The sequence below is a fragment of the Pseudomonas beijingensis genome (assembly GCF_030687295.1).
Classification (GTDB): Bacteria; Pseudomonadota; Gammaproteobacteria; order Pseudomonadales; family Pseudomonadaceae; genus Aquipseudomonas; species Aquipseudomonas beijingensis.
On sequence record NZ_CP117425.1, the window covers coordinates 171,023 to 183,177 of the forward strand.

At 58.3% G+C, this 12,155-nt stretch carries 5 protein-coding genes, 2 rRNA genes and 1 pseudogene; 5 read left to right on the plus strand and 3 right to left on the minus strand.

Features of this window, described 5'->3' with window-relative positions:
• The first annotated feature begins 182 nt into the window (after window positions 1-182).
• From PSH84_RS00810 to PSH84_RS00830, 5 genes are all read left to right on the plus strand, one after another.
• Window positions 183-3,073 (plus strand): 23S ribosomal RNA (locus tag PSH84_RS00810).
• Between the two features lie 168 nt (window positions 3,074-3,241).
• Window positions 3,242-3,357: ribosomal RNA gene (rrf, locus tag PSH84_RS00815) — 5S ribosomal RNA — on the plus strand.
• A 148-nt stretch (window positions 3,358-3,505) separates the two neighbouring features.
• Entirely contained in the window at window positions 3,506-4,165 is a 660-nt protein-coding gene (locus PSH84_RS00820) for a paraquat-inducible protein A (RefSeq protein ID WP_305468511.1), read from the plus strand.
• Window positions 4,152-4,775 carry a paraquat-inducible protein A gene (locus tag PSH84_RS00825; RefSeq protein WP_305468510.1) on the plus strand — a complete coding sequence of 208 codons (624 nt, stop codon included), beginning with the start codon at window positions 4,152-4,154 and terminating at the stop codon, window positions 4,773-4,775. The genes PSH84_RS00820 and PSH84_RS00825 overlap by 14 nt, the downstream gene beginning before the upstream one ends.
• Window positions 4,768-7,071, plus strand: coding sequence for a PqiB family protein (locus PSH84_RS00830; RefSeq protein ID WP_305468508.1), 2,304 nt, complete (start codon window positions 4,768-4,770; stop codon window positions 7,069-7,071). Before PSH84_RS00825 ends, PSH84_RS00830 begins: the two co-directional genes overlap by 8 nt.
• A gap of 206 nt (window positions 7,072-7,277) precedes the next feature.
• Here PSH84_RS00830 and mksF read toward each other — a convergent pair whose 3' ends face one another.
• The 3 genes and pseudogenes from mksF to mksB all read right to left on the minus strand — a co-directional run bounded on the left by mksF (window position 7,278) and on the right by mksB (window position 12,088).
• Entirely contained in the window at window positions 7,278-10,118 is a 2,841-nt protein-coding gene (mksF, locus tag PSH84_RS00835; protein WP_003205592.1) for an Mks condensin complex protein MksF, read from the minus strand.
• A complete protein-coding gene (gene mksE, locus PSH84_RS00840; protein WP_014340217.1) occupies window positions 10,115-10,816 on the minus strand; it encodes an Mks condensin complex protein MksE in 702 nt (233 codons plus the stop codon). Before mksE ends, mksF begins: the two co-directional genes overlap by 4 nt.
• Window positions 10,806-12,088 (minus strand): annotated as a pseudogene (gene mksB, locus PSH84_RS00845) (Mks condensin complex protein MksB). Before mksB ends, mksE begins: the two are co-directional and overlap by 11 nt.
• Between the last annotated feature and the right edge of the window lie 67 nt (window positions 12,089-12,155).

The window sequence follows — 12,155 nt, forward strand, 5'->3', positions numbered from 1 at the left end:
TTCTAGTCTTTTGATTAGATCGTTCTTTAAAAATTTGGGTATGTGATAGAAAGATAGACTGAACGTTACTTTCACTGGTAACGGATCAGGCTAAGGTAAAATTTGTGAGTTGCTCTTAGAGCAAGATCGAATTTTCGGCGAATGTCGTCTTCACAGTATAACCAGATTGCTTGGGGTTATATGGTCAAGTGAAGAAGCGCATACGGTGGATGCCTGGCAGTCAGAGGCGATGAAAGACGTGGTAGCCTGCGAAAAGCTTCGGGGAGTCGGCAAACAGACTTTGATCCGGAGATGTCTGAATGGGGGAACCCAGCCATCATAAGATGGTTATCTTGTACTGAATACATAGGTGCAAGAGGCGAACCAGGGGAACTGAAACATCTAAGTACCCTGAGGAAAAGAAATCAACCGAGATTCCCTTAGTAGTGGCGAGCGAACGGGGACTAGCCCTTAAGCTTCTTTGATTTTAGCGGAACGCTCTGGAAAGTGCGGCCATAGTGGGTGATAGCCCTGTACGCGAAAGGATCTTGAAGTGAAATCGAGTAGGACGGAGCACGAGAAACTTTGTCTGAATATGGGGGGACCATCCTCCAAGGCTAAATACTACTGACTGACCGATAGTGAACTAGTACCGTGAGGGAAAGGCGAAAAGAACCCCGGAGAGGGGAGTGAAATAGATCCTGAAACCGTATGCGTACAAGCAGTGGGAGCCCACTTTGTTGGGTGACTGCGTACCTTTTGTATAATGGGTCAGCGACTTATTTTCAGTGGCGAGCTTAACCGAATAGGGGAGGCGTAGCGAAAGCGAGTCTTAATAGGGCGTCTAGTCGCTGGGAATAGACCCGAAACCGGGCGATCTATCCATGGGCAGGTTGAAGGTTGGGTAACACTAACTGGAGGACCGAACCGACTACCGTTGAAAAGTTAGCGGATGACCTGTGGATCGGAGTGAAAGGCTAATCAAGCTCGGAGATAGCTGGTTCTCCTCGAAAGCTATTTAGGTAGCGCCTCATGTATCACTGTAGGGGTAGAGCACTGTTTCGGCTAGGGGGTCATCCCGACTTACCAAACCGATGCAAACTCCGAATACCTACAAGTGCCGAGCATGGGAGACACACGGCGGGTGCTAACGTCCGTCGTGAAAAGGGAAACAACCCAGACCGTCAGCTAAGGTCCCAAAGTTATGGTTAAGTGGGAAACGATGTGGGAAGGCTTAGACAGCTAGGAGGTTGGCTTAGAAGCAGCCACCCTTTAAAGAAAGCGTAATAGCTCACTAGTCGAGTCGGCCTGCGCGGAAGATGTAACGGGGCTCAAACCATACACCGAAGCTACGGGTATCACGCAAGTGATGCGGTAGAGGAGCGTTCTGTAAGCCTGTGAAGGTGAGTTGAGAAGCTTGCTGGAGGTATCAGAAGTGCGAATGCTGACATGAGTAACGACAATGGGTGTGAAAAACACCCACGCCGAAAGACCAAGGTTTCCTGCGCAACGTTAATCGACGCAGGGTTAGTCGGTCCCTAAGGCGAGGCTGAAAAGCGTAGTCGATGGAAAACAGGTTAATATTCCTGTACTTCTGGTTATTGCGATGGAGGGACGGAGAAGGCTAGGCCAGCTTGGCGTTGGTTGTCCAAGTTTAAGGTGGTAGGCTGGAATCTTAGGTAAATCCGGGATTCTAAGGCCGAGAGCTGATGACGAGTTACCCTTTGGGTGACGAAGTGGTTGATGCCATGCTTCCCAAGAAAAGCTTCTAAGCTTCAGGTAACCAGGAACCGTACCCCAAACCGACACAGGTGGTTGGGTAGAAGAATACCAAGGCGCTTGAGAGAACTCGGGTGAAGGAACTAGGCAAAATGGCACCGTAACTTCGGGAGAAGGTGCGCCGGTGAGGGTGAAGCACTTGCTGCGTAAGCCCACGCCGGTCGAAGATACCAGGCCGCTGCGACTGTTTATTAAAAACACAGCACTCTGCAAACACGAAAGTGGACGTATAGGGTGTGACGCCTGCCCGGTGCCGGAAGGTTAATTGATGGGGTTAGCTAACGCGAAGCTCTTGATCGAAGCCCCGGTAAACGGCGGCCGTAACTATAACGGTCCTAAGGTAGCGAAATTCCTTGTCGGGTAAGTTCCGACCTGCACGAATGGCGTAACGATGGCGGCGCTGTCTCCACCCGAGACTCAGTGAAATTGAAATCGCTGTGAAGATGCAGTGTATCCGCGGCTAGACGGAAAGACCCCGTGAACCTTTACTATAGCTTTGCACTGGACTTTGAATTTGCTTGTGTAGGATAGGTGGGAGGCTTTGAAGCGTGGACGCCAGTTCGCGTGGAGCCATCCTTGAAATACCACCCTGGCAACTTTGAGGTTCTAACTCAGGTCCGTTATCCGGATCGAGGACAGTGTATGGTGGGTAGTTTGACTGGGGCGGTCTCCTCCTAAAGAGTAACGGAGGAGTACGAAGGTGCGCTCAGACCGGTCGGAAATCGGTCGTAGAGTATAAAGGCAAAAGCGCGCTTGACTGCGAGACAGACACGTCGAGCAGGTACGAAAGTAGGTCTTAGTGATCCGGTGGTTCTGTATGGAAGGGCCATCGCTCAACGGATAAAAGGTACTCCGGGGATAACAGGCTGATACCGCCCAAGAGTTCATATCGACGGCGGTGTTTGGCACCTCGATGTCGGCTCATCACATCCTGGGGCTGAAGCCGGTCCCAAGGGTATGGCTGTTCGCCATTTAAAGTGGTACGCGAGCTGGGTTTAGAACGTCGTGAGACAGTTCGGTCCCTATCTGCCGTGGACGTTTGAGATTTGAGAGGGGCTGCTCCTAGTACGAGAGGACCGGAGTGGACGAACCTCTGGTGTTCCGGTTGTCACGCCAGTGGCATTGCCGGGTAGCTATGTTCGGGAAAGATAACCGCTGAAAGCATCTAAGCGGGAAACTTGCCTCAAGATGAGATCTCACTGGGACCTTGAGTCCCCTGAAGGGCCGTCGAAGACTACGACGTTGATAGGCAGGGTGTGTAAGCGCTGTGAGGCGTTGAGCTAACCTGTACTAATTGCCCGTGAGGCTTGACCATATAACACCCAAGCAATTTGTAACTCCAAGCCCAAAGGCAAAGAGACCAGATTGCGGTGTGTGAAGACGAAACGAACCGAAAGTTCGAGATACTCACAAGCAGCACACAAACTATCGCATACCCATTCGCTGGCACGTGACCGCAAGGCACGCACCGGCTACCGAATTTCTTGACGACCATAGAGCATTGGAACCACCTGATCCCATCCCGAACTCAGCAGTGAAACGATGCATCGCCGATGGTAGTGTGGGGTTTCCCCATGTGAGAGTAGGTCATCGTCAAGATTAAATTCCGAAACCCCTATCTGCTGATGCAGGTAGGGGTTTTGTTTTGCCCGTCATAAAAGTCTGCGAAAGCTCGTGATAAATTTGCACAGTTATTTTCGAGCTGGAGCACTAGAATAGCCCCACCTTAGCTGAGCCAGAGCTGTTTATGCCCGATCCGTCAGACACTGATAGGTTGCCAGATCTACCCCTGGGCGAACTGGTGGCGTGTCATGAGTGCGACTTGTTGATGCGCAAGCCCCAACTGTCCCATGGCGAGAAAGCCGAGTGCCCCCGCTGCGGTTATGAACTTTATGCTCACCGGCACAATGTAGTCGAACGCAGTCTTGCGTTGGTGATCGCCGCCCTGCTGTTATACGTGCCGGCCAACTTCTTACCCATCATGCAACTCAATCTGCTTGGACAGACCTCCCAGGACACCGTTTGGAGTGGGGTAGTGGGTCTGTTCGATACCGGCATGCAAGGCGTCTCGGTAGTTGTGTTCCTGTGCAGCATGGGTATTCCGTTGCTCAAGTTGCTTTGTCAGTTGGCTGTGCTGCTGACCATTCGCTTGGACCTTGGCCGTAGCTACGGTTTGTTGCTGTACCGCATTTATCACCATCTACGCGATTGGGGGATGCTCGAGGTTTACCTCATGGGCGTGCTGGTGGCCATCGTCAAATTGGCAGACATGGCGGCCATCACCGTAGGCCTTGGCTTGGTGTGCTTCATCAGTTTGTTGCTGGTCCAGGTCTGGCTGGAGGTGGTGATGTCACCGCATCAGATCTGGCAGGCGTTATCAGGAGAAGATGCCCATGAGGGCGATTGATGCCGGCATTCTGGTTTGTACGGAATGCCATGAGTTGAATCGGCAAGACGTCGAAACCGACAACCAAACCTGTACTCGCTGTGGCGCACTGGTTCACCCCCGTCGGCCGAACAGCTTGATGCGAACCTGGGCATTGCTGATCACGGCCGCGATTCTTTATATCCCGGCCAATATGCTGCCGATCATGACCATCAACTCGCTGGGCCAGGGCGCCCCGAGCACCATCATGGCCGGCGTCATCGAGTTGGTTCACCACGGCATGATTCCTATCGCCGCGGTGGTGTTCATCGCCAGTATCCTTGTACCCACCTTCAAGCTGGTGGGCATCGCTTTGTTATTGTTTTCCGTACAGCGGCACCAGCCCATGTCGGCGCGGCAACGCATCCTTATGTACCGTTTTATCGAGTTCATCGGGCGTTGGTCGATGTTGGATATTTTCGTGATCGCCATTCTGGTCGCGGTGGTGAATTTTGGGCGACTGGCCAGTGTCGAAGCCGGTCTCGGCGCGATTGCTTTCGCCAGCGTAGTGATTTTGACAATGATTGCCGCAGTAACCTTCGATCCCCGACTGATTTGGGATAACACGGAGTCGGATAACGACCATGACTGATTTGCCTACCGCTAAAACCCGACCGGCTTCGAACTGGTCTGCTATCTGGGTCTTGCCGCTGATTGCATTGATCATCGGCGGCTGGCTCGGCTGGCGGGCATATAACGAGACCGGAATCGAGATCACTGTGCGCTTTGAGAGTGGCGAGGGCATCCAGGTCAACAAAACCGAAGTCGTCTACAAAGGGATGACGGTCGGTAAAGTGAAGGCGCTCACGCTCGATGACGAAGGCAGTTCCAAGGGCGTGGTCGCGACGGTCGAGATGAACAAGGACGTCGAGCAGTATCTCAAGACCGGCACACGTTTCTGGCTGGTCAAGCCGAGCGTGAGCCTGGCCGGGATCACAGGCCTGGAAACCCTGGTGTCGGGTAACTACGTGGCGATCAGTCCGGGTGAAGGCGAGTCGACGCGCAAGTTCAAGGCCTTGGCCGAAGAGCCGCCGCTGTCGGACGCCAAGCCGGGTTTGCACCTGACCCTCAAGGCTGACCGCCTGGGCTCGCTCGACCGTGGCAGTCCGGTGTTCTACAAGCAGATCCAGGTCGGTCAGGTGAAAAGCTACCTGCTGTCCGAAGATCAGCGCACTGTCGAAATCAAAGTCTTCATCGAGCCGACCTACGCCAGCCTGGTGCGTAAACACACGCGTTTCTGGAACGCCAGTGGCATCAGCATCGATGCCAACCTCTCGGGCGTCAAAGTGCGCAGCGAGTCCTTGGCCAGCATCGTGGCGGGAGGTATCGCGTTTGCTACGCCGGAAAACCGTAAAGACAGTCCACCTACGGACCCAAGCCTGCCGTTTCGTCTGTACGAAGATTTCGATGCCGCCGCCGCGGGGATTCGCGTCAAGGTCAAGCTCAGCGACTTCGAAGGGTTGCAGGCTGGCCGTACGCCGGTGATGTACAAGGGCATCCAGGTCGGCAGCCTGAAGACTTTGAAAGTCGACCCGGACCTGTCCAGCGCCAGCGCGGAGTTGACCCTCGATCCGTTGGCTGAAGATTATCTGGTGGCCGGCGCTCAGTTTTGGGTCGTCAAGCCGTCGATTTCCCTGGCGGGCATCACTGGCCTGGAGGCGCTGGTCAAGGGCAACTACATTGCCGTGCGTCCCGGCGACAAGGGTGGAGCGCCGCAACGCGAGTTTGAAGCCAGGGCGAAGGCACCACCGTTGGACCTGCGTTCACCGGGACTGCATCTGGTCCTGTTGACGGAGAACCTCGGATCGCTCGAGGTCGGTAGCCCGATTCTCTACAAGCAGGTCAAGGTCGGATCGGTGCAGAGCTACCAGTTTTCTCGCAAGAAAAAGCAACTGATCATCGGCGTGCATATCGAGAAGGAATACGAAGGACTGGTCAACGGCTCGACGCGATTCTGGAACGCCAGCGGCGTTACCCTCACGGGCGGCTTGACCGGCGGGATACAGGTCAAGAGCGAGTCCCTGCAAAGCCTGATGGCCGGCGGGATCGCCTTCGAAACGCCGGAGCCGAACGTGCCGTTGAAAAGGCGCATCCCACGCTTTCGTTTGCATGCAGATCGCGAAGCCGCACAACAGAAGGGCACGGTCGTGACGATCAAGGTCGACCGCGCCGATGGCTTGCGCAGCGGTACGCCGATCCGTTTCAAAGGCCTGGATGTGGGCAAGATCGAAGATGTCGATCTCAGCGCCGACATGCAATCGGTGCTGCTCACGGCGCGTATCACCGAAGTGCCGGAGCGTATCGCCCGGGTCGGGTCCCTGTTCTGGGTGGTCAAGCCTGAGCTGGGGTTGATGAAGACCTCCAACCTGGAGACGCTGGTCACCGGCCAATACATTGAAGTGCAGCCTTCGGCGAAAAACCTCGGGCCACAGAAAAGCTTCGTCGCCCTGGCCAACCCACCGGAAAGCGCTGTACCCGAAGCGGGTCTGAGCCTGGTGCTGAGCGCGGCACGCCGTGGTTCGTTGAAGATCGGCGTGCCGGTCACTTATCGCGAGATCACGGTGGGCAAGGTCACCGGTTATGAACTGGGCCAGACGGCGGACCGGGTACTGATCCATATCCTGATCGAACCCAAATATGCACCACTGGTGCGCAGCGGCACACGTTTCTGGAATAGCAGTGGCTTCGGTTTGGACTTCGGTCTGTTCAAGGGCGCGACGGTGCGAACCGAGTCGCTTGAAACGCTGATCCAGGGTGGCATTGCGTTCGCAACGCCGGACGGTGAACGCATGGGCAATCCGGCCCGGCCGGAGCAGACGTTCCCGTTGTTCGATAAATTCGAAGATGAATGGCTGACCTGGGCGCCGAAGATCAGTCTCGGTAAGTAAATGGGATGGCGCTAGTCTGTTCTGGCGCCATCGCGAGCAAGCTCGCTCCCACAGGAATGCAGGATCGTCCATCCAAAGCATTCCAATGTGGGAGCAAGCTTGCTCGCGATGAGGCCATCCCTCGCACTGAAGACTCAAAACTAGCGCAATAAAAAAAGGCCGCGGTCCATTTGGATCGCGGCCTTTTTCATGTCCGGCTATTCACCTCACACCGGATCCAGCTCCGGCTCATCGGCCTGGACATTCACCGTGGCCTTCACCGCATCGTGACGACGGATGTATTTCCAGTCCGCTTCGTCGATGTAGATGCCGTTCGGGCCGCTGCCGCCTTCCAGGTCGATGGCAACACTGGCGCAGACTTGCGGCTTCACACTGGCGAGGATCGGCACGAAGCCCAGTTGCAGGCTGGTTTCCAGCAGGGCGGCCTGGTTTTTCTCGTCGATGTCTGCCGCTTCGTCCAGGTAGTACGGCAGGCGCACGCGGCCGGCCTGTTCGCGGTCCATCAGGTGCAGCAACAAGTACATGTTGGTCAGCGCCTTGATGGTCATGGTGGTGCCGTTGGACGCCGCGCCGTCGATGTCGGTGTGGATCACGGGCTGGCCGTTGACCTTAGTGATCTCGAACGCCAGTTCGAACAGGTCCTTGAGGCCGAGCTGGTTGTGGTTCGCCGCCACCAACCGCGCCAGGTATTCCTTGGCCTCTTCGTTCTTGTTGTCCTGCTCGGCGCTCTGGCTGAGGTCGAACACCGACAGCGTCTCGCCTTCCTCGTACTGGCCGGCACTGTGGATGATCTGGTCGATGTGCTTGAGCGCTTCCTTGTTCGGCGCCAGGACGATCCGGAAGCTCTGCAGGTTGGACACCTGACGCTTGTTGATCTCGCGGTTGAACAGCGCCAGTTGATGCTCGAGGCTGTCGTAGTCGCTGCGGATGTTGCGCAGGGTCCGGGCGATGTCGGTCACGGCCGCACGGCGCGCCTTGCCCAGGGTCAGGGCCTCGTCGGTGCGGTGGGCATAGGCGTTGATCAGCAATTGCAGACGCCGCTCCATGTCGTCTTCGCTGTCGAACTTGGCCACGCCCTTGAGGCGCACCTGGGCATACAGCGCTTCGATCTGGCCGTCGACCCGCAGCAGCCCTTGCCAGCTGTCCTGATAGTCATTGAGCAGCGGCAGCAGGTTGTCCATGGAGTCGTCGACCGGGTCCATGAACGGCGTGCCGAACGGCAGGTCCGCCGGCAGCAATTGACGACGGCGCAGGGCGTCGTCGAGGGTGCGTTGCTTGGCTTCCATGTCGGCGATCTGCCGGCCCACCAGTTGCAACTTGGCGGACAACTGCTGGACGCGTTCGGTGAAGGCATCGCTGGAGCGCTTGAGTTCGTCCTGGGCGGCTTCCATCTGCGCCAATTGCTCGAGCTTTTCGCCTTCTTCGGCGCTCAAGGTCTGGCTGCGGCGGAAGTCTTCCAAGGCCTTTTGCGCATCCAGCACCTGCTGGTACAGCGCCTCGGTCTGGGTCTTGCTCGCGGCGCGGTCCGCAGCCACGGCTTGTTGGGTCTTGAGCTGCTTGAGTTCTTTTTCCAGGCGCTCTTTCTGGTCCCGCAGCGCGGCCCGGTCAGCCAGGGCTTGCAGGGCGGGCGGCTCGATGTGGGACAGGTCGATGGACAGACCCGGCACTTCGAAACGTTCACCCTTGAAGCCGTCGAGAATCAGCTCCATGGATTTGACCCACTCGCCGTTCTCGTCCAGCGCAATGCCGTGCTCACCCAATGGCAGGCTGAACAGGGCGCTGTTGAACAGGCGCATCAGGCGTTCGACGTCCTGCTGCGAGAACTCTTCGCGCAGGCGGGCGTAGCTGTTGTTGTCGGCGTGATCGAGTTGCTGCTTGACCGACTTCAGGCGTTTTTCCAGGTCCCGCAGGCGCTCTTCCAGGTCTTCGGCGCTGAACTGCCGGGACTGGGCCAGGGCGCCAGCGAGTTCGTCGTGGGCGTCCTTGGCGGCGAGCAGTTGCTGCTCCAGGACCTTGACGTCATCCACCAGGGCAAACCGGTGCTTGAGCACCGACAGCTCGCCGAGCCAGCGCTGGATGCCGCTGATTTCCCGCTCCAGACGCATCAGCTCCTGAGTGCCGCCGCGCTGGTCGTTCTGCAGCGAATCCTGTTCGTTGCGGTAGTGTTCGGCCTGAATGGTCAGCTCTTCCTTACGCGCACTGGCGTAGTCCGACCAGGTGCCCAGCAACGAATCGAGCAACGGCGAGAGACGATGCAATTTGCCGCGCAGGATATCGCGCTGCTTCACGCCATTGGCCAGGGCTTCCACCAGCGGCCCGGCCGCCACCAGGGAGTTGTAGTCCTGCTCCATGCGACGCACATCGCGGAAGGCTTCTTCGCACGCGGCGATGTAGTCCACGCTGCCGGAGCGCAGGCTGTGCTCGAACGCATCGAGGAACAGCTGCTTGAGCTTGGCCGCGGTGATTTCGCGCATGTGCAGCAGGTTGATAAACAGCGCGCGGAAGGTCTTGAGGCTTTGCTCGCTGGTGGAGCGCAGCGGGATCAGCGTCAGGTCCAGCGGAATGGACGTATGACCACCCACCAACAGCCGGCGCAGTTCATCCGGCTTGAGTTCGTAGGCTTTCAGGCCTTCGCGTTCCAGGTTGGTGAACAGCTCTTTCTGCCGCAGGCAGGTGTCATTTTTCTGATAGTGGGCCAGGTCCAGTTTGCCGGCGTAGGCAAAGAACTGGTGACCGAAACCGCCGCCGGGGCCGCGACCGACCACGCCAATCACGTGCGGGCCGTGGGGCAGGGCGACTTCCACCAGGATGTAGCTGGTGTCCGAAGCAAAGTAGAAACGGCGGGATTGCTCCAGGCTGTACTTGCCGAAGCTCATGTCCGACATGCGTGCCAGGATCGGGAACTGCAAGGCGTTGATCGAGGCGGATTTACCCAGGTTGTTCGCGCCATACACCGACAGTGGTTCTTCCAGCGGGAACAAACCGAGGCTGTAGCCGGCGGTGTTCAAAAGGGCAAAGCGGCGGATGCCGTAGCGTTCCTTGCTCATGCGTCGGTCTCCTGTTCTTCGGCAATGGCGCGGGCCAGTGCGTCTTCTTCGCTTTCACCTTCGAATTCGCTGAGGTCCAGCGGATCGTCGGTCTGCAGCAGCTTCTCGTCGCTGTCTTCGTCGATCAATACCGGTGCCGGCAACGGCAGCACGCTGTGCAGGCTGGCGGCCAGGTCGCGGTCCTGCTGGACCGACAGGCAGACGTCGAGGAAGCGGTGCATCGGCGGCAGGAAGCGGTACACGCCGTTTTCTTCGCTGGCAAAACCCAGTTGGGTCATGCGGCGCATGATTTTTTCTTCCAGTTCTTCCTGGGTCTGTACTTCGGCCTGGATGAAGAGGTCGCGGTATTTCTCCAGCAACGAAGGCAGCTCATCGCGGCCCAGACTGCCGCCGTCGAGCACGGCGATCGGGTCGCGGCCCTGGTCGGCCAGGTGCTCCACCAGGATGAAGGTGAACAGGGCCAGGCGCTGGGCGGTCTTGTTCACCGCCGCGGCGGCCAGGTCCGGCACGAAGTAGTAGAAGCCACGGGTGTCGCACACCAGTTCGAAGCCCAGGGCCTTGAACAGCGTACGGTACTGGTCCTGGAAGTTCGACAGTTGGGCGTACAGCTCCGGGTCGCGGCGGCTGACGTGATAGCCCTTGAACAGCTCGCGGAAGATCGGCGCCAGCTGGGACAGTTCGGATAGATCAAGATGCATGGGGGATGCTCGCAGAATCCTCGGCGGCGGTGTCGCCGGCCGAGAGCAGGGCGAAGGAGCGCAGGCTGACCTGATGCTCGTGAGTGTGATAATCGCGGCGCTCCAGACGCTCGCGCTTGAAGCGTTTTTCCCGCGACAGGCGCGAGAACCAGTACAGCAATTCGTCGGTGGCGCCGTCCGGTTCCTGCTCCAGCAGCCAGGTCATCAGGTCCGGCATCGGCAAGGCGTCTTCGCAACGCTCAACCATCTCGCGCACGGTGCGTGGCGCACGCGGCGCTTCGCCACCCTTGTGGGTCTTGTGAGACTTGGGGAAGCGCGCCGGTTTGGGTTCGAAACGGGCCAGGGCGTAGACATAGGCTTCGACCTGACTGGCGCTGCCCAGGAAGGTGCTCTGCGGCCGGGTGAACAGCGGCATGGCGGCTTGCGGTACGGCATCGATGCCCTTGCGGCGAATGGCGGCCAGGGCCAACGCCGCGCCACGGGTCACGGCGTTGTGGCGACGGGCTTCTTCGCGCAATGGCAGCAGCAGTTCGCGGGCATGGCGCAAGGTCAGCTGGGCGCTGGTCTGCATCTCGAGGATGCGCGCGTGGGTGCGCAGCAGCATGTCGTCGTCCACCAGGTGCCCGAGGCGCTGCTGTGTTCGGTGAGCATGCGCAACAGCACGTTCTCGACCTTGCGCACGCCTTGCTCGAAGGCGCCGTCGGCGTTCACCAGTTGGATCATCGGCTCGACGTATTCGTCCCAGGTCGCCAGCACTTCGGCGTAGCGTTGACGCAACGGGATCTGCCGGTCGCTGGTCTTGGCCCGTTCGGCCACGGCCACCAGGGCCTGTTCATCGTTGGCGAGTTTCTTGAGCACGTCGCGCACGCGCATGTCCAGCAGGCGCAGCTGGCGGGCCAGGTCGTTGCCGTCGCGAATGTCGAAGGCGTCCTGGATGTAGCCGGCCAGGCGCTCCAGGTGGCGCAGGTAGGCTTCGATTTCCAGGCACAGGCCCAGGCGGTGCTCGCGGCGCAGGTAGGCGAGGAAATCATGGATCTGGGCGTTGAGCTCGAAACGGTTCGGGCTTTTCGCCACCGGCACGAGGATGTCCAGGCGGATCCACACGTCCAGCAGGCTGGTGATGTCCTGAGGCGTGCTGTCCAGTTGTTGGGCGGCCAGCTGTGAACGCAATTCGTTGAGGCTCAGGGTGCCCTGGTCGAAGTGCTCGCACAAAGGTTCCAGCAATGCCCAGTGTTCAGCGAGGGCGCGCAAGACGCGCTTGGGTTCGATCATCGCAATGGCCGTCGGGTTGGCAATTAAAAGCGGCGATTGTACTGCATCGAGCCGGTTGCGATTCACC

What these genes read in the sequence shown, in the direction of transcription:
- PSH84_RS00820 (WP_305468511.1), top strand. Translation starts at nt 3,506, where the DNA reads ATGCCCGATCCGTCAGACACTGATAGGTTGCCAGATCTACCCCTGGGC.
- PSH84_RS00825 (WP_305468510.1), top strand. Translation starts at nt 4,152, where the DNA reads ATGAGGGCGATTGATGCCGGCATTCTGGTTTGTACGGAATGCCATGAG.
- PSH84_RS00830 (WP_305468508.1), top strand. Translation starts at nt 4,768, where the DNA reads ATGACTGATTTGCCTACCGCTAAAACCCGACCGGCTTCGAACTGGTCT.
- mksF (WP_003205592.1), bottom strand. Translation starts at nt 10,118, where the DNA reads ATGAGCAAGGAACGCTACGGCATCCGCCGCTTTGCCCTTTTGAACACC.
- mksE (WP_014340217.1), bottom strand. Translation starts at nt 10,816, where the DNA reads ATGCATCTTGATCTATCCGAACTGTCCCAGCTGGCGCCGATCTTCCGC.